Source organism: Streptomyces sp. NPDC008125, assembly GCF_042957125.1.
Lineage (GTDB): Bacteria > Actinomycetota > Actinomycetes > Streptomycetales > Streptomycetaceae > Streptomyces.
This window is the reverse complement of record NZ_JBIBHR010000017.1, coordinates 121,860-139,413: the sequence shown is the minus strand read 5'-3', so window position 1 is coordinate 139,413 and position 17,554 is coordinate 121,860. Positions and strand designations below refer to the sequence as shown.

Genomic DNA, 17,554 nt, shown 5'->3' with positions numbered 1-17,554 from the left:
ACGGTTCGCCCCGATTGAAGCAAGTGCCCTGCCGGGCCTGGTGATTGGCCCGGTGGGGCACTGCGGTATGGTCTGCCGACCCATGGCTGATCGAGGAGCGTGCACGTGTTCTACCGGGCCAGTCTGCAGGCTGCTGCAGCCCTAGCATCCCTGTCACTCGTCGCCGGCTGCAGCGCGTTCTCGAGCAGCGGCTCGGACGTCGACCAGCACATCTCGGTCGGGACGACCAGCTCGCCCTCGACCCTGGACCCTGCCGCGGCCTGGGACAACTCCTGGGAGCTGATGCGCAACGTCTTCCAGACCCTGGTGTCCTTCCCCACCGGAAGCACCAAGCCCCAGCCCGACGCGGCCGACTGCGTCTTCACCGACTCCACGAGCATGGCCTACCGCTGCACCATCCACAGTGGCCTGAAGTTCTCGGACGGCGAGACGCTCGACGCCGAGGCGGTCAAGTACTCCATCGACCGGATCGTGGCGATCAAGGCCAAGGGCGGCCCGCTCGGCCTGCTGGGCTCCCTCGACCGGGTGGAGACCAAGGGCGACGACGTCGTCATCTTCCACCTGAAGAAGTCCGACGCCACCTTCCCCTTCGTCCTCGCCACCCCGGCCATGTCGATCGTCGCGCCGAAGCAGTACCCGAAGGACAAGCTCCGTACCGGCAACTCGGTCACCGGATCCGGGCCGTACGTCCTCGACCACTACGAGCCCCACGCCGTCGCGGAGCTGAAGAGGAACGACAGCTACAAGGGCTTCGCGGACCGGAAGAACGACTCCGTCACCATCCGGTACTACGCGAAGTCCGACGAGCTGGTCCCGGCGCTGAGGGACAACAAGATCGACGCCACCTACCGCGGCCTCACCGCCGACGAGGTGATCGGCCTCCAGAGCGGCAAGGAGGAGAAGGACAAGGGCCTCCAGCTCGTCGAGTCCGTGGGCGCGGACATCCGCTTCCTCGTCTTCAACCCGAAGGACCCGGTCGCCGGCAAGCCGGCCGTGCGCGAGGCCGTCGCCCGTCTCGTGGACCGGGACGCCCTCGTCGCCAAGGTCTACCAGGGCACCGCCGAGCCCCTCTACTCCATCGTGCCGAAGGGTATCGCCGCCCACACCACCAGCTTCTTCGACGCCTTCGGCGACCCCGACGTGGCGAAGGCGCGGAAGGTGCTCACCGACGCCGGGATCACGGAGCCGGTCGAGATGACGTTCTGGTACACCACGGACCGCTACGGTTCCTCGACCGGACCCGAGTTCGAGGAGATCAAGCGGCAGCTGGAGAAGTCCGGCCTCTTCAGGATCACCCTGCGCAGCGCGCCCTGGACCACGTTCCAGGAGGGCTTCAACAAGGGCGAGTACCCGGTCTTCGGACGTGGCTGGTTCCCCGACTTCCCGGACCCCGACAACTTCATCGCGCCCTTCGTCGGCAAGGAGAGCGCCACGGGCGGCATGTACGTCAACAGTAAGATCACCGACCAGATCCTGCCCTCCTCGCGCAAGGAGAGCGACCGCGGCGCGGTCAGCAAGCAGTTCGCCGAGGCCCAGCAGATCATGGTCGAGGACATCCCGCTGCTGCCGCTCTGGCAGGGCAAGCTCTACATCGCGGCCGGCGAGGACATAGGCGGCGGCGAGCGAGCGCTCGACCCGCAGACCGTCATGCAGATGTGGGAGCTGTACCGCAAGGCCAGCTGGTAGTCCGGCGAACGGGGCACCCCGGCCCGCTGTCAGAGGGGCCGGGTAGGTTCTTTTCCAAGAACCGATTGTTTTCCGGAGGTTGTGGACGTGACCGACACCGACCTGCTGCTGCCCGAATCCTGGCGCGGCGTCCTCGGCGACGAGATGCAGAAGCCGTACGTGAAGGAGCTTGCGGACTTCGTCGAGGAGGAGCGCGCCAAGGGGCCGGTGTACCCGCCGCGCGACCAGGTCTTCGCCGCTCTGGAGGCCACGCCCTACGACCGGGTGAAGGTGCTCGTCCTCGGCCAGGACCCGTACCACGGCGAGGGCCAGGGCCACGGGCTCTGCTTCTCCGTGCGGCCCGGAGTCAGGACGCCGCCCTCGCTGCGCAACATCTACAAGGAGATGCAGCAGGAGCTGGGCCTCCCCGTCCCGGACAACGGCTATCTGATGCCCTGGGCCGAACAGGGCGTCCTGCTGCTCAACGCCGTCCTGACCGTGCGGGCCGGCGAGGCCAACTCGCACAAGGGCAAAGGCTGGGAGAAGATCACCGACGCGGTGATCCGCGCGGTCGCCGAGCGCCCCGAGCCCGCCGTTTTCGTCCTCTGGGGCAACTACGCGCAGAAGAAGCTCCCGCTCATCGACGAGTCGCGCCACGTGGTCGTGAAGGGCGCGCACCCCTCGCCGCTCTCCGCGAAGAGGTTCTTCGGGTCCCGGCCCTTCAGCCAGATCAACGAGGCCGTCGCCGCTCAGGGCCACGACCCCATCGACTGGCGCATCCCCGACCTCGGCTGATCCCGTACCGGTGCCGTCCTCGCCCCGGTACGAGGACGGCCCCGGCACGAGGGCGGCACCGGTACGACGGACCGCCCTGCCGCGCCTGAGCGTGATCGCGCCCCGCTGCGGCTAGGGTCTGTCCCGTCACCGGAGCCCGGTCCGGCACGCCCGCCGGAAGGCCCCGGGTCCGCGCCCGCCCCGTGCCGCACCCGTGGCCGGGCCCCGCTCCCGCACCGCGGCCCCCGTCGCCGCACACCCGCACCAGGGAGGCCGCCGTGGCCGAGCAGCAGCAGTCGTCGACGGACGCCGTCGGCACCCGGATCGGCCAGGCGGTCATGCTCCTGCACGGCGGGGACCGCGAAGAGGCCCGCAACCGCTTCGCCGTTCTCTGGTCCGAGCTGGGTGAGGACGGTGACGCGCTGCACCGCTGCACCCTCGCGCACTACATGGCCGACACCCAGGACGACCCCGCCGAAGAGCTCGCCTGGGACCTGCGCGCGATGAACGCGGCGGCCGAAGGGCTGACCGGCGAACGGCCCGTCCCGCGCCGGGATCTCCTCGCGCTGCACGCGTTCTCCCCGGCGCTGCACCTCGGCCTCGCCACGGACTACCTCAAGCTGCGCCGCCCCGAGGTCGCCCGCCACCATCTGGACCGCGCCAGGAAGGCGGCGGACGCGCTCCCCGACGGGGGCCGGGGCAACGGCGTCCGGACCGCCATCGACCGGCTGGAGACACGGCTCGGCCGGGACCGCTGAGCCGGCCGCACCGGCCCCGGCGCGGTGGGTGCGACGCACTGAGGCGATCCGGCCGCCTCAGTGCCCGTAGGCCTGATCGCAGATCCGGGACTGCGGACTCCCGGCCGCCCATCCCCCGTAACCGCGTCCGAGCGCGCAGACGCCCTTGCCGGAGGCAGGTGCGGGCAGGCCGGACACCGTCAGGGTGGGGAGCCTGACGGGCGGGCGCGGCGGGGGGTGGGCCGCCGGGGGGACTCGGCCCGGCGGTGGCACGTGCGGCCGGGACACGGGAGCCGGCGCCGCGTCCGCCGGGGCGGGCGCGGACGGGGAGGCGTCGGGCACGGCGTCCAGCGCCTCGCGGGCGGGCGGCTGGCCGATCTGGGGCTCCACGCCCCGCACGGAGCCGCTCGACGCGGGCGGTGGTGGCGGCGTCCCCGGACCGCCGGGGTTGACCGTCACACAGCCGGACACGGTGGCGACAGCCACGCCCACGAGAGCGGCCACGGTCATTCTGGTTCGTTGCACCCGGTAACTCTGCGGGCGGCCGGCGCGGAGCGGGAGTCCGTACGCGCCAAATGCCCCGCACGAGTGACCCGGTCAGCGCGGTGCGGACCAGCGCCCGTTCGTACGGCGGAACGACCGTCGCCGCCCGGTGGTGGCGGCCGTGCGTTCCTTCGGCCCTCGCCGGAACGGCCGCCCCGGCCGCGCCCGTATGCTGCCGGGATCAAGGACGGGCGCACCGCACAATGAGGGAGTTTTCGTGAAGGTCGGCTGCATCGGACTCGGCGACATCGCGCAGAAGGCCTATCTGCCCGTGCTCACCGCTCTGCCGGGGATCGAACTGCACCTCCAGACCCGGACTCCCACCACGCTGGAGGGCGTCGCCGCCGCGTACCGGATTCCCGCCGAGCGGTGCCACACCACGCTGGACGCGCTGCTGGGACAGAATCTCGACGCCGCGTTCGTCCACGCCCCGACGTCCGTCCACCCGGAGATCGCCACCCGGCTGCTGGAGGCGGGCGTCCCCACCTACGTCGACAAGCCCCTCGCGTACGAACTCGCCGACTCCACCCGGCTGGTGGAGCTCGCCGAGGAACGCGACACCAGTCTCGCGGTGGGTTTCAACCGCCGCCTCGCCCCCGGGTACGCGCAGTGCGCCGACCACCCGCGTGAGCTGATCCTGCTGCAGAAGAACCGGGTGGGGCTGCCCGAGGACCCCCGGACGATGGTGCTCGACGACTTCATCCACGTCGTGGACACCCTGCGCTTTCTCGCGCCCGGTCCCGTCGACCGGGTCTCGGTACGGGCCAGGATCGCCGACGGGCTGATGCACCACGTCGTCCTCGAACTCTCCGGCGACGGCTTCACCGCCCTCGGCATGATGAACCGCCGGGGCGGCTCCACCGAGGAGATCCTCGAAGTCTCCGGCCAGGACAGCAAACGCCAGGTCCTCAACCTCGCGGACATCATCGACCACAAGGGGCAGCCCAGCCTCCGCCGGCGTGGCGACTGGGTGTCCGTCGCCCGCCAGCGCGGCATCGAAAGCTGCGTCACGTCGTTCCTCGACGCGGTGCGCGACGGCGTGACGCTCAGCGCGCGGGACGCGCTGGCCACCCACGAACTGTGCGAGCGCGTGGTGCTGGAGGCGCTGGAGCAGGCCTGACGGCCCTCACTCACGCGGGTAGCGCCCGGCCGGCGTGCGGGCGACGAGCTCCCGCGTGGCCGGACGAGCCGTCAGCCGGCGGTGCGCAGCGGAGGGACGGCCGGGACCTCGATGGCGTTCTCGATGTCCGCGAGGGTCATCCTGAACTGCGCGGGGTAGGCGTCGCGTCGCGTGCGGCGGGCCGGTTCGGTGGTGCGCCAGGTGTAGAGGCACTGGCCGCACTGGAGCACGTCCCAGACGCCGGGCACGGGCGAGGTGGCGAGCTTGTCGACCGTCTCGAAGGCACAACGGGGGCAGATGACGGGGGAGTTCACGACAGGTCCTTCCGGGGGAGGGGAACGGTGGTCGGCGGGCCGCGCGGGTCAGCCGCGGGACGCGATCAGCTTCTGCAGCTTCGCCGCCCACTCCTTGGTCTCCGGCAGGTCCTTGGCCGGGGTGGAGAAGTTGCCGCGCACGTCGGGGGAGACCGGCGTCGTCGCGTCGATGATCATCTTGCTGGTGATGCCGGCCGGCTGGGCGGCGGGCGCCAGCTCCAGGACGGACAGGTTGGGGATGATGACCACGTCGTCCTTGGGGTTGACCTTGGCCGACATCGACCACAGGACCTGCGGCAGGTTGAACGGGTCGACGTCCTCGTCCACCAGGATCACCTGGGCCACGTACCCCAGGCCGTGCGGGGTCGTCATCGCCCGCATGCCGACGGCCTTGGCGAAGCCGCCGTACCGCTTGGCCGTGGAGATGATGACCATCAGGCCGTGCGTGTACATGGCGTTGACGGCCCGCACCTCGGGGAACTCGGCGCGCAGCTGCTTCAGCAGCGGGACGCAGGTGTTGGGACCCACGAGGTAGTCGACCTCGGTCCACGGCATGCCCAGGTAGAGGGACTCGAAGACGGGGTCGGTGCGGTACGAGACGCGGTCCACGCGGATGACCGGCATGCGGCGCCCGCCCGAGTAGTGACCGGTGAACTCGCCGAAGGGGCCCTCTATTTGGCGCGTGCGGGACTCGATGACGCCCTCGATGACGACCTCGCTGCCCCACGGCACGTCGAAGCCGGTCAGCGGCGCGGTGGCGATGGGGGCCGGCGCGCCGCGCAGGGCGCCCGCCATCTCGTACTCGCTCTGGTCGTACGCCATCGGCATACCGGCCACCACGGTGATGACCGGGTCGTTGCCGAGGGTGATCGCGATCGGCAGGTCCTCGCCCTTCTCCTCCGCCCTGCGCAGGTGCTGGGCGATGTCGTGCATCGGGACCGGCTGGAAGGCCAGCCGGTTGGCGCCGATGACCTGGATGCGGTACGTACCGACGTTCTGCTTCCCGAAGTTGTCCGGGTCCTCGGGGTCGCGGGAGACCACGGCCGCCTTGTCGAGGTAGAACCCGCCGTCGCCGTCGTTGAGGCGGAACAGCGGAAGCACGGAGAAGAGGTCGACGTCCGCGCCCTCCTGCGTGTTCTCGCGCCAGGGCGCGTCCTCGCGGCGTTCCGGGGCGACCGGGAAGGCGTCCCAGCGGGCGGCGAACGTCTCCACCTGCTCCCTGACCGGAGTGTTCTTCGGCAGGCCCAGCGCGAGGGCGTGGTTGGCCCAGGAGCCGTGCACGTTCATCGCGATCCGGGCGTCGGTGAAGCCGGTGACGTCGTCGAAGTACAGGGCCGGGGCGTTCTCGCCGATGCGCCCCGTCGCGTTCGCGGCCGCCGCGAGGTCCGGCTCCGGCAGCACCTCCTCGGTGATGCGCAGCAGTTGTCCCTCCTTCTCCAGTGTGGCGAGGAAGCTGCGCAGATCGTCGTAGGCCATGGGGGGCTCCAAAAGGGGGTGTCGGGTAGGGGAATGCGTCGCGGGGACCGGGGCGGTGACCTCGGGGCGTGCCGTGACCTCAGGGCGCCGTCCGCGCGGCTGCGCGCGCGGCGCGCATGCCCTCCCAGCGGCGGGCGGCCGGGGCGGGCAGGTCGAACTGGTCGAGGACCCGGGCGGTGATGTGGTCGACGATGTCGTCCACCGACCGCGGGTGGTTGTAGAAGGCGGGCATCGGCGGCACGATCCGCACGCCCGTCCGGGCCAGCGCGAGCATGTTCTCCAGGTGGATCTCGCTCAGCGGAGTCTCGCGCGGCACCAGGACCAGCCTGCGCCGCTCCTTGAGGACGACGTCGGCGGCGCGGGCCACCAGCCCTTCCGCGTAGCCGGCACGGATGCCCGCCAGGGTCTTCATGGAGCAGGGCACGATCACCATGCCGTCGGTGCGGAACGAGCCGGAGGAGATGGCCGCCCCCTGGTCGTCGGGGCTGTGCACCACGTCCGCGAGCGCGTTCACCTCGGCCACCGGCCGGCCGGTCTCCAGCTCGATCGTGGCACGCGCCCAACGGGACAGGACGAGATGGGTCTCCACGTCCGGCAGCTCCGCCAGATTCTCCAGCAGACGCACCCCGATCGCGGCCCCCGTAGCTCCGGTCATGCCCACGATCAGCCGCACCGCTCACTCCTCGCACCTCGGTGACCTGCGCGAACGTCCGCGTGGTCGGTGGTCACCACGCTAGGAGGCACTTCTCGGAGGGTGGCGGTACCCTCAGGACTCACGATGGGAAGAAACGGACAACCTGAGGTCCGGGACCTCGACTACACGGCCGGGGTGGGTGCGCCGACCGGCGTCGAGGTGGTCGAGCTCGGAGGTCTGTACGACCGGTCCCGCAGGCACGGCAACGACCCGTACGCCCCCCTGCGCCCGGCCTTCCACCAGTTGATCGCGATCCGCGCCCGCCCCCTGCGGATGGCGGTGGACTTCGTGGAACACGACCTGCCGCCCGGCTCCTGGATCTGGATCCGCCCCGGTCAGGTGCAGCGGTTCGGCCCGGACCTGGTGACGGCGGACGGCGTGGTCGTCCTGTTCCAGCGCGGCTTCCTGCCCCCGGCGACCGTCGCCGCCGCCCACATGGACCCCCCGTACCAGCAGGAACCGCTGCTGCCCGCCGGTACGGATGCGGAGGCACTGGGCCGGGGGCTGGAGCACCTCGCGTACGAGTACGGCGCGATGGCCACCCTGCCGCTCGACTCGCACGTCGAGGTGCTGCGCCACCTGGTGTCCGTGCTGGTCCTGCGGCTCGCGACGGTACGGGGCACGGCGCCCCGGCCGGGCCCGGTGAGCGAGGTGTTCCGGCGGTTCCACGACGCGGTGGAGCGCGACCACGCGAGGACCCGGCGGGTCGAGGACTACGCCGCGGCGCTCGGCTACAGCCCCCGCACCCTGACCCGGGCGACGCGCGCGGTGACGGGAGCCGGGGCGAAGCAGTTCGTGGACGACCGGGTCCTGCTGGAGGCCAAACGGCTCCTCCAGCACAGCCGCCTCCCGGCGAAGGAGGTCGCCGGGAGGCTGGGCTTCCCGGACGCGAGTGACTTCACCAAGTTCTTCCGGCTGAGGACGGGGGCCACCCCGGCGGCCTTCCGGGCCCGGGCGCTGGGGCGCGCGGTTGCGCCCCCGGCCTCCGCTTGATCCGCGCGGAGGCCGAAACGCCTGGCAGCCGGCTGCGCGAAGATGACCGGCGCGTGACGCCGAGGGCCGGCATGCGCCGCACCGGCGGTCCTCCACGCCCCTACGCGCGGCCCGATTCCATCGACGCGCCCGCCGCGATGAGCTGCTCGTCCCCACCCGGGACGGTCAGCAGACAGAGTCCCACCGGCAGTCCCTGGACACGGGGCCCGGGGACGGCGAGGGCGGGCAGTCCGCCGAGCCCCGCCAGGCACGTCAGCGCGAGGAGGGCGTCACGGTCCGCCGTGGACGTGGCGGCGTGGGCGGGGGCAGGGGTCGGGGTGGCGGGAATCGCCAGCACGGCACCGTCCAGGCGACGGCCGAGCCACTGCGCGACGGCCAGGACGCGCGCCCGTGCGGTCTCCTCCTGCCCGGCGTCCACACCGGCCGCGATGCGCAGCCGCTCGGTGACGTGGGGGCCGAAGACCGGGCGGGCCCGCGTCACCCACGGGCCGTGGGCCCGCCACACCTCGGCGGCCTGCACCGTCTTGAAGGCGTCCCTGGCGTCGGCGTGCGGGACGGGGGCCAGGTCGTCGAAGAGAGGGGCCCGGTCGACCGGCAGACCGAGTCCGCCGGCCAGCCGGTCGAGGGCGGGCGCCAGGGCCGCGCGGACCTCACCGGTCGCCAGGGCCCAGAGGTCGGCCGGTGCCAGGACCCGGAGCAGCGGGCGGTCGTCCGCCTCCGTGCCCGCCAGCAGGACCGCCGCGGCCTCGCGCAGCAGGGGCAGGGAGCGGGTGAGGATCCCCGGGGTGTCGAACGAGGGGGCCAACGGGCTGATGCCCGTGCGGTCGGCGCGGGCGTGGCTGGGACGGAGTCCGTACAGGCCGCAGTAGGAGGCGGGTACCCGGATGGAACCGGCGGTGTCGGTGCCGAGCCCGATGTCGGCGAGCCCTCCGGCGACGGCCGCGGCCGTCCCGCTGGAGGAGCCGCCGCACAGGTGCCCCGGCGCCGCGGGGTTGGCGGGTGCGCCGTAGTGGGCGTTGGTGCCCCCCAGGCTGTAGGCCAGCTCGTCGGTGTGGACCTTGCCCGCCGGTACCGCTCCGGCGTCGGCCAGGCGGCCGAGGCAGTCGGCGTGACGCGCCGCTGGTACGGCTTCGGCGAGCAGCAGGGGATGGCCGTTGCCGGTGGGTGCGCCCGCGAGGTCGATGACGTCCTTGACGGCGATCCGGGCACCGGACAGCCCGTGGGCCGCCGCGGGTTCGGGCAGGTCGGGCGTGGGCAGCCAGGGCACGTACGGCCCGATGAGCGGCAGCGGGGCGGGATTCGCGGCGGGCGAGGTGCGGGCGGAAGTCATCGTGTCAGCTCCGTGGACGGGGCTTCGCCGGTCTGCGGCTCCGCGGCCGGGGCGGCGCCGGTCAGCAGGGGGTGGAGATCGGTCTTCGGCAGGCAGACGTGGACACCCTTCACCCGGTCGACGACCTGCGATATGCGCAGGTCGACCGCCGCGCTGAGATAGGCCAGTGCCACCGCCCCGGGCAGCGAACAGCGCTCCGACAGGTAGGCGAGGGCCGACCTGGTGGCCTTGCGGACGGCTTCGTCGAGATCCTCGTCCAGTCCGGTGACCAGGTAGTGGTCGGCGGTTTCGGCGTACGGTCCCGCGAGCCTCGACGCGAGCCGCCGGGTGGACGCGTCGCTGTGGAGGGTCAGCCGGAGCGTGGCACGCAACGGCGCCTCGAACGCGGTGAGCGCGACCTCTCCGTCACCCTGGGAGAAGTGCGGGTCGCCCGCGTAGAACAGTGCTCCCGCCACCTGGACCGGCAGGAAGAGGCGCGCCCCCTCACCCAGGAGCCGTATGTCCAGGTTGCCGCCGTGGGCGCCGGGCGGGACGGAGTGGACGGGCGCGTCCGTGGCGGGAGCGACCCCCATGATGCCGAGGAAGGGGGCGAGCGGGAAGCGGACGTCCCGTCCGTCGCCGACCGGGAGCCGGCCGCGGCCGTCCGGGGCGACATGGGCGACCAGGGAGACGGCCGGCACCGGCAGACCGTCCTCGTGACCCGGGGCGGGAACCGGATACTCGCCGGGCAGCGCACCCCGCCCGTGCCGGTTGCTGATCACGCCGTAGTCGGTGCGGCGCCGCAGCCGCAGCACCTCGACCTCCAGCACGTCGCCGGGACGGGCGCCGCGGACCGCGACCGGGCCCGTGACCACGTGGGGCCCTCGCGTCTCCGCGTCGAACGGCTCGGCGGACGCGGCGAGTTCGACAGCGTCACGGAGGACGTCCCGCTCGTGGATGCCCGCTTCGGCGAAGAACTTCACCGGATCGCGACCCTGGTCCGGCAGGATGCCCTCGTGGCTCGTCGTGTCGAGGCACACGACGGTGCCGGACTCCACGGTGAGCACGGGACGGGAAGCCGCGTTGGGAAGCAACCCCCAGGCGGTCGTACCGAGTTCCGCGGCGAGGTAGAAAGAACCTTCGGTCGTGCCGTCGTGGGGCTGAAGTACGCTCATGGCGCTGACCTTTGCATACACCCGTTACAGGCCGGTTAACCTCTGTGCGCACCGGCCGGACCCCGAGAGGCGGAGCGATGGCCGAAGTCGGCGCGGTGCGGAGGCGGGACACGGGACAGGCGGTGTGCGACGCGCTCAGGAACGACGTGATCAACCGGGTGTTCACGCCCGGGGACCGTCTCACCGAGGAACGGCTCGCGACGCGTTACCGGGTCTCGCGCATCCCCGTACGCGAGGCCCTGCGCACCCTGGAATCCGAGGGGTTCGTGCACTCGCGCCCCTACGGGGGCACGTTCGTCGCCGAGTTGAGCGACGAGGAGGCCGAAGACCTGCTGGGCATCCGGCTGCTCATCGAGCCGTTCGGTGCCGAGCGCGCGGCCGGGCGGCGCACCGCGGTGCACCTCGCGACACTGGAACTGCTCCTTGCGGAGGCCCGGCAGATCCTGGAGGCCGGCTCGTCGTCCGGGCTGGCGGCTCTCAACACCCGCTTCCACCAGGTCCTGGCAGAGGCGTCGGGCAGCCCGACCATGGCGGCCCTCGTCGCCCAACTCGGCTACAAGATCTCCTGGGTGTATTCAGTGGAACTTCCCAGGCGCGCACCGGACTCCTGGGCCGAGCACGAGGCCATCGTCGAGGCGCTGCGCCGACAGGATCCGGTTGCCGCCCGTGAGCGGGTGGCCGACCACATCAGACGTGCTCAGGCCGCCTACCGTCTGCGCGGCAGACGCTGACGTCCCCTCGATTCCCGGGTGCGCCGGCCGGGTGCGCCGTCCGGGCGCGGCGGCGGCCCGACGGGGCGCGGCGAGGTGTCGGAAACGGCCGCGTCACGCGACGCGTCGGAAGCCGTAACCCGCCCTCTGTATACACCTTCTGGACGTCGCGATGACGTCGGCTCCGCTCCGGACCTCCGGGCCGTCAGAAGGGGACAACCGTGTACGACCTCGTCCTGCGCCGCGCACTGATCGCCGAGGGCCGCCCGCCCGTGGACATCGCCGTCGCGGGCGGCACGATCGCCCTGGTGGGCGAGGCCACCTGGCCGGTGCTGGCCCGCGAGACCTTCGACTGCGACGGGCTCGTGGTCGTGCCCGGGTTCATCGAGCCCCATCTGCACCTGGACAAAGCTCTTCTGGACAGCGTGGCCCCCAATCCGGAGGGGACGTTGGCGGGCGCCATCGAGGTCACCGGCAGGCTCAAGCGCGAGTTCACCCACGCGTCGGTCCGTGCCCGCGCGCTGCAAGTGCTCCGGTGGGCCGTGGCCAACGGCACCACCCTGATCCGCGCGCATCCCGACGTCGATCCGATCGGCGGCCTGACCGGCCTCGACGTCATGCTCGAACTCAGGGAATCGCAGCGGCACCTGGTGGACCTCCAGGTCGTCGCCTTCCCGCAGGAGGGCATCGAGCGGGCGCCGGGCACCCACGACCTGTTGAGGGAGGCGCTCCGGCGGGGCGCGGACGTCATCGGTGGATGTGCATACAACGAGGCGGACCTCGACGCCTCCCGCCGCCACATCGACACCGTGCTCGGCCTCGCCGTCGAGTTCGGGGTGCCCGCGGACCTGCACGCCGACTTCGCCGACGACACGTCCGACGGGCGTTTCGCCCTGGCCGGGGCGATCGCCGAGGCGACCCGCAGACACGGTCTCGGCGGCCGGGTGACGCTCGGCCATGTGACCTCGCTCGCCGCCTGTCCGCCCGCCGAACGGGCCGAGGTCGTCGCCCTGCTCGCGGAGGCGGGGGTCGCGGTCGTGGCGCTGCCCGCGACCGACCTGCACATCGGGGGGCGCGGTGACGCCCGTGCCGTACGCCGAGGGGTGGCCCCGGTGCGCGAACTGCTCGACGGCGGAGTGGTCACCGCGTACTCCTCCAACAACGTCCGCAACGCCTTCACCCCCTTCGGCAACGCCGACATGCTCGACATCGGCCTGCTGCTCGCGCAGACCTGCCACATGGGAAGTCCGTCCGACACCGCGCGGATCCTCCGCATGGCGACCACGGAGGCCGCCCGCGTCACCGGGGTCCACGACGGCTACGGGATCCACCCCGGTGCCAGGGCCGACCTGGTGGTCCTCGGGACCCGCCGCCACGCGGACGTACTGACCGACCGTCCGGACCGGCGGCTGGTCGTCAAGCGCGGTCGCGTCGTCGCCCGTACCGTCCGTACGACCGAACTCCTCGACGGACCCGATGTACCCGACGCCGGCGTGTCCGGCGGGCCCTCCGTCTCCGGCGCCCCCGGCCGCCCGGCCGCCGTCCGGCGGGCCCGGGTCGCCTGAGCCCTCGCCGCGGCCGAGCGTCCGGCCGTACGGCCCGTCACCGGCCCCGCCCCGGCTGGGCTGTCCGCCCGCAGGCGCCTCCCGCGCGCCGCACCCGCACTCCGCCTCCCTTCGCCGTGTCAGGAGCACGCCATGAGTGAACGCATTCCGCACGAGATCACCGCGTCCGTCCTCGCCGCGACCACCGCCTTCGTCGGCGGAACCGCGCTGAACCTGCCGCCCTGGGCGATCTTCATCTCCTGGGCGGGACTGCACCTCATGGGTGGAGCCAGCCTGGCCAACGCCACCCGCCTCTGGGCCGCCATGCCGGTCGGTTCCGCCTTCGCCCTGGCCATCGTCCTCGTCGACCAGCACCTCGCCCCGCACACCGGCGGGGGGCGACTGGCCCAGAACGCCCTGCTCGGCGCGGTCATCCTGGTGGTGAACACCGCGCTGATGTACGCGGGCCGCCTGCGGCCCCTCTCGCTCGTCCCGGGCATGTTCCTCGGGTTCGCCTCGTTCTTCGCCACCTATTTCGGCGGGTTCGGCTACGACCACGGCAACGTCTGGGCGGCATGGGTGAGCGTCGTCGCGATGAACGCGCTCGGCCCCGTCTACGCGTTCGCGGCGAACTGGGCCACCCTCGCCCGCACGACCGTCCCGGCCCCCACCGCCCCGGCCCCCACCGCGCCGTCCGCCACCGCACCGGGCGTCCCCGTCGCGGAGGCCCGGTGACCGTGCGGCGGCCCCCGCGTCACCCCGGCCCACCGCTCGGCCCGCCCCCGCCCCGTCCGTACACCCCGAAGGGACACCGCATGGCCACCGCAGCCGCGACCGACCGTGAACACCGCACCGCGGGCGAGGAGTACGAGCACACAGCCGTACCGGTCCACGCCAGGAAGAGCCTGCTCTCCGTGGCCGGGGTGTGGGCCGGCTTCCCCATGTGCCTGGGCAACGCCGTGTTCGGCGGCCTGATCGTCTACAACCTCGGCCTCCAGCAAGGCTTCTGGGCGATCCTCACCGGGAACCTCCTCCTCTTCGCCTACGTGGGCGCCCTGAGCCACCACGCGGGCCGGACCGGTCGCAGCTTCGCCCAGCAGGCCGCCGCGGTCTTCGGGCCCCGCGGCCGGGCGCTGGTCTCCGGCTTCCTCGCCACCGTGGTCATCGGCTGGTTCTCCTATCAGGTGGGTCTTACCGGAACGACCCTGCACCAGGTCCTCGGCTGGGCTCCGCTGTGGGGCGCGCTCCTCGGTGCCGCCGTCTACATCGGGCTGACCGCGGCCGGAATCCGCGCCCTGTCCGCCGTCGGCCTGCTGGGTGTGCCGCTCTTCCTCGTCACCGCGGCGCTCGCCTTCTGGTACGCGGCCGACGAAGGCGCGAGCGTCTCCCAGGCACTCGCCTTCGAGGGCCACGGCCACGGCATCACCTTCTGGTCCGCCGTGGGCATCGTCGTCGCCGGATTCGTCGACTCCGGGACCATGACCGCCGACTTCACCCGCTGGAGCCGGAACGGCCGCTCGGCCGTGTGGGCCACGGCGTCGGCCTTCCCTCTCACCAACACCGTCGCCTACCTGGTCGGCGGCGCGGTCGTCGCGACCGGGAGCGCCGCCGCGCCCGAGACCGACGGCGGCTCCTACCTCGGGCTGCTCGCCGGACACGGCGCGTGGATCACCGCACTCGCCGTGCTCTTCACCCTCACCAACCTCGGCTCGGTCGCGGCGCACTGCCTCTACAACGCCGCCCTGGGATGGTCCGGGACGACGCCCCTGCGGATGCGCCCGCTCGTGGTCGTCCTCGGCGTACTCGGCTCGGTCGTCGCGCTGACCGGCGTGTGGAGCTCGATCGTCAGCTGGCTCCAGCTCCTCGGCATTCTGGTACCGCCCATCGGCGCCGTCCTGATCGTGCGGCAGGTGGCGGACCGGCTGCGGTCGCGGCGCGGCCACGAAACCGACGGGGCCGGCGCACCCGCCCCGGACGGTGCCGCCACCGACGGGACTTACCGCGCGGACGTGCCGGGGTCCGCCCTTCCCGCGCTGACCGCCTGGGCGGCCGGAGCGATCGCCGCCTGGATCCTCCACCAGGTGTATCCGGGATCGGTGGACGCCGTGCTCGGCTTCGGGGTGGCGGCGCTCGTGTACGGGGCCCGGCTCCGGTGGGCCGGACGTGCCGGAAGTGCCACGGGAACGCCCGCCGGTGTCCCGGTGACGGCCCCCGGTGGCGGCCACCGGGACACCGTGGCCAACGACCCCGCCCACGTCTGACCCCACCGCCGCCCACCGTCCACCCCGCCGTCCATCCTTACGCGAAAAGGCTCCCCGTGACCCCCGAAGAGCGCGACGACCTCTGCTTCCTCCCGGCCACCGAGATCGTGGCGGCCGTGACCGCCCGCCGGCTCTCGCCCGTCGAGCTGGTCGATGCCGTGCTGGACCGCATGGAGGAGATCAACCCGCTGATCGGGGCGTTCTGCACGACCGTCCCCGAACAGGCCCGCGCCCGGGCGGTCCTGCTGGCGGACAGCCTGGCCCGCGGCGGGACCGCCGGCCCGTTGGCGGGCGTGCCCCTCGGGGTGAAGGACCTCATCGCGACCGCGGGGCTGCGCACCACCTTCGGGTCACCCGCCTACCGCGACCACGTCCCCGACCAGGACGACATCGTCGTCGAACGTGGCACCGGAGCCGGAGCCGTCGTGCTGGGAAAGACCAACACCACCGAGTTCGGCTACAGCCCGGCCGGACACAACCCGCTCTTCCCGCCCAGCCGCAACCCGTGGCGGACCGGTCTCACGCCCGGCGGGTCGAGCGCCGGGTCGGCGGCAGCGGTGGCCGCCGGCCTCGGACCGGTGGCGCTGGGCAGCGACGGCGGATGCTCCCTGAGGGTTCCCGCGGCCTTCTGCGAACTGGTGGGCTTCAAACCGTCGATGGGGCGCGTGCCCGTCTGGCCCGGCTGCCGCGACGAACGCATGCCTGGGGCCTCGGGCTGGGAGAGCATCGAGCATCTCGGCGTCCTGACCCGTACGGTCGCCGACACGGCGCTCATGCTCTCCGTGCTCGCCGGTCCCGATCCGCGCGACCGGCACTCCATTCCCTGCCACGACGTGGACTGGACGGCCGCCGCCCGCCGCGGTCGTGAGGAAGGATGCGCCGGACTCCGCATCGCCTACAGCGCGGATCTCGGCTATCTGCCGGTCGACCCGGCGGTACGCGCGGTGGCCGAGGAGGCGGTGTCCGTCTTCCGCGCGCTGGGCTGCACCGTGGAGGAAGTCGACCCCGGCTGGAGCGACCCCGCCGAGGCATTCCAGGCAGTCATCACCGCCGAGACCGACCTGACCGGCATGCGAGGCCTCGTCGACCAGTACGGTCCCGCCATGTCCCCGCATCTCGTGGCCTGGATGACGCGTGACTGGACGGCGCGGGAACTCACCGACGCCAACATCGCGCGCAAGGCGCTCACCAACCGCATGGCCGCGCTGATGTCCGAGTACGACCTCCTGATCACCCCCACGGCGGCCGTGCCCCCCTTCCCGGTCGGCGTGCACGGCCCCGAGCGCATCGACGGCCGTACCGTCGGCGACACCGCCTGGATCGGCTTCAACTACCCGGCCTCCCTCACCGGCGCGCCCGCGACCAGCGTCCCGGCGGGCCGCACCCCCGACGACCTGCCCGTGGGGCTCCAGCTGATCGGACGCCATCTGGCGGACGCGACCGTGCTCCGCGCGGCAGCCGCGTACGAGAAGGCGCGCCCCTGGGCACACCGCCGCCCGGACCTGTCGTCCTGCGCAACCGGCAGCACCCCGGCGGTCGCGGCCCCCGCCCGTTGAACGGGCGAGCCGCGTGCGGCGGGCCGGCCCGTACGGATGCGGCCGGGCTCGCGGGCAGGACGAGGCCCTTACGGACGAGCCGCCTCGATCGCCGGCTCCGGACGGATTTCGGCACGGAGGAAGGGCTGTTCCGGCCGGTGCGGGCGCAGAGCCGCGCCGGTGAGGAACCGGGTGGGCCGGGAGTCTCGTCGGACCGGGAGCCGGGCCGCCCCAAGCCCCGCGCCAGGCCCCCGCGCCAGGCCCCCGCGCCAGGCCCCCGCGCCAGGCCCCCGCGCCAGGCCCCCGCGCCGGCTCAGCCGTCCGTTCCGGGCGGAACGACTCAGATGGCGACGACCGCCCCTTCACGCATCCATCCCCGGCCGTCCGCCGCCGCATCGCTGGTGACCAGGACGTAGCCGTACTCGTTGTACGAGGCGCCCTCGCAGGTCGACGCACCGACGATGTCGCCGGCGTACTTGGTCTTCACGACGGCGCTGTTCGGGTTCGGGTCCTCGTACACCCCGGCGGTCGGCCACACGACCTTGTACTGGCAGCCGGACTGGGCCGCGGCGCCGGGGGCGGTGGCGACCACTCCGGCGAAGCCGACCGCGGTGGCAAGGACGGTGGTGGCGATACGGGTCGGGCGCATGAGCGGTGGTACTCCTCCGAGGGCGACGATGTGTCAGGCACATGATCATAGGGGC

At 72.8% G+C, this 17,554-nt stretch carries 17 protein-coding genes; 10 read left to right on the top strand and 7 right to left on the bottom strand.

From position 1 onward, the window contains the following. Positions 1-105 precede the first annotated feature (105 nt). The 3 genes from ACFZAX_RS26725 (at position 106) to ACFZAX_RS26715 (ending at position 3,197) form a co-directional block, all read left to right on the top strand. Positions 106-1,686: an ABC transporter substrate-binding protein gene (locus tag ACFZAX_RS26725; RefSeq protein WP_390964812.1), complete on the top strand. Its 1,581-nt coding sequence runs from the start codon at positions 106-108 to the stop codon at positions 1,684-1,686. 87 nt (positions 1,687-1,773) lie between these two features. Further along, positions 1,774-2,460 (top strand): uracil-DNA glycosylase, encoded by a 687-nt coding sequence (locus ACFZAX_RS26720; RefSeq protein ID WP_390964811.1) that lies wholly within the window; start codon positions 1,774-1,776, stop codon positions 2,458-2,460. Between the two features lie 257 nt (positions 2,461-2,717). After that, complete coding sequence (locus tag ACFZAX_RS26715; RefSeq protein WP_390964810.1) at positions 2,718-3,197, top strand: hypothetical protein; 480 nt, start codon at positions 2,718-2,720, stop codon at positions 3,195-3,197. A 57-nt stretch (positions 3,198-3,254) separates the two neighbouring features. On the opposite strand, the gene ACFZAX_RS26710 is transcribed toward ACFZAX_RS26715, so the two are convergent. Further along, positions 3,255-3,701, bottom strand: a complete 447-nt coding sequence (locus ACFZAX_RS26710; RefSeq protein WP_390964809.1) for a hypothetical protein — start codon at positions 3,699-3,701, stop codon at positions 3,255-3,257. A gap of 235 nt (positions 3,702-3,936) precedes the next feature. On the opposite strand from ACFZAX_RS26710, the gene ACFZAX_RS26705 reads away from it, so the two are divergent. Next, complete coding sequence (locus tag ACFZAX_RS26705; protein ID WP_390964808.1) at positions 3,937-4,839, top strand: Gfo/Idh/MocA family oxidoreductase; 903 nt, start codon at positions 3,937-3,939, stop codon at positions 4,837-4,839. 71 nt (positions 4,840-4,910) lie between these two features. On the opposite strand, the gene ACFZAX_RS26700 is transcribed toward ACFZAX_RS26705, so the two are convergent. The 3 genes from ACFZAX_RS26700 to ACFZAX_RS26690 form a co-directional block, all read right to left on the bottom strand. Next, positions 4,911-5,153, bottom strand: coding sequence for a non-oxidative hydroxyarylic acid decarboxylases subunit D (locus ACFZAX_RS26700; protein ID WP_390964807.1), 243 nt, complete (start codon positions 5,151-5,153; stop codon positions 4,911-4,913). A gap of 48 nt (positions 5,154-5,201) precedes the next feature. Beyond that, on the bottom strand, positions 5,202-6,629 hold the full coding sequence (locus tag ACFZAX_RS26695; RefSeq protein WP_390964806.1) for a non-oxidative hydroxyarylic acid decarboxylases subunit C: 1,428 nt from the start codon (positions 6,627-6,629) through the stop codon (positions 5,202-5,204). Between the two features lie 79 nt (positions 6,630-6,708). Then, positions 6,709-7,302, bottom strand: a complete 594-nt coding sequence (locus ACFZAX_RS26690) for a non-oxidative hydroxyarylic acid decarboxylases subunit B (protein ID WP_390964805.1) — start codon at positions 7,300-7,302, stop codon at positions 6,709-6,711. Positions 7,303-7,407: 105 nt separating this feature from the next. Between ACFZAX_RS26690 and ACFZAX_RS26685 the strand changes: the two genes are divergently transcribed. Next, positions 7,408-8,316: a helix-turn-helix domain-containing protein gene (locus ACFZAX_RS26685; protein WP_390964804.1), complete on the top strand. Its 909-nt coding sequence runs from the start codon at positions 7,408-7,410 to the stop codon at positions 8,314-8,316. 100 nt (positions 8,317-8,416) lie between these two features. On the opposite strand, the gene ACFZAX_RS26680 is transcribed toward ACFZAX_RS26685, so the two are convergent. Continuing rightward, positions 8,417-9,646 carry an amidase family protein gene (locus tag ACFZAX_RS26680; RefSeq protein WP_390964803.1) on the bottom strand — a complete coding sequence of 410 codons (1,230 nt, stop codon included), beginning with the start codon at positions 9,644-9,646 and terminating at the stop codon, positions 8,417-8,419. After that, positions 9,643-10,800, bottom strand: a complete 1,158-nt coding sequence (locus tag ACFZAX_RS26675; protein WP_390964802.1) for an acetamidase/formamidase family protein — start codon at positions 10,798-10,800, stop codon at positions 9,643-9,645. The genes ACFZAX_RS26680 and ACFZAX_RS26675 overlap by 4 nt, the downstream gene beginning before the upstream one ends. Before the next feature lie 77 nt (positions 10,801-10,877). Between ACFZAX_RS26675 and ACFZAX_RS26670 the strand changes: the two genes are divergently transcribed. The 5 genes from ACFZAX_RS26670 (at position 10,878) to ACFZAX_RS26650 (ending at position 16,871) form a co-directional block, all read left to right on the top strand. Beyond that, positions 10,878-11,531, top strand: a complete 654-nt coding sequence (locus tag ACFZAX_RS26670) for an FCD domain-containing protein (RefSeq protein ID WP_390964801.1) — start codon at positions 10,878-10,880, stop codon at positions 11,529-11,531. 200 nt (positions 11,532-11,731) lie between these two features. Then, entirely contained in the window at positions 11,732-13,075 is a 1,344-nt protein-coding gene (locus ACFZAX_RS26665; protein WP_390964800.1) for an amidohydrolase family protein, read from the top strand. 132 nt (positions 13,076-13,207) lie between these two features. Then, positions 13,208-13,789, top strand: a complete 582-nt coding sequence (locus tag ACFZAX_RS26660; protein ID WP_390964799.1) for a DUF1097 family protein — start codon at positions 13,208-13,210, stop codon at positions 13,787-13,789. Positions 13,790-13,869: 80 nt separating this feature from the next. Then, positions 13,870-15,315 carry a cytosine permease gene (locus ACFZAX_RS26655; protein ID WP_390964797.1) on the top strand — a complete coding sequence of 482 codons (1,446 nt, stop codon included), beginning with the start codon at positions 13,870-13,872 and terminating at the stop codon, positions 15,313-15,315. A 56-nt stretch (positions 15,316-15,371) separates the two neighbouring features. Further along, positions 15,372-16,871, top strand: a complete 1,500-nt coding sequence (locus tag ACFZAX_RS26650; RefSeq protein ID WP_390964796.1) for an amidase family protein — start codon at positions 15,372-15,374, stop codon at positions 16,869-16,871. Between the two features lie 319 nt (positions 16,872-17,190). Here ACFZAX_RS26650 and ACFZAX_RS26645 read toward each other — a convergent pair whose 3' ends face one another. After that, complete coding sequence (locus tag ACFZAX_RS26645) at positions 17,191-17,499, bottom strand: glycosyltransferase (RefSeq protein WP_390964795.1); 309 nt, start codon at positions 17,497-17,499, stop codon at positions 17,191-17,193. Positions 17,500-17,554: the final 55 nt, after the last annotated feature.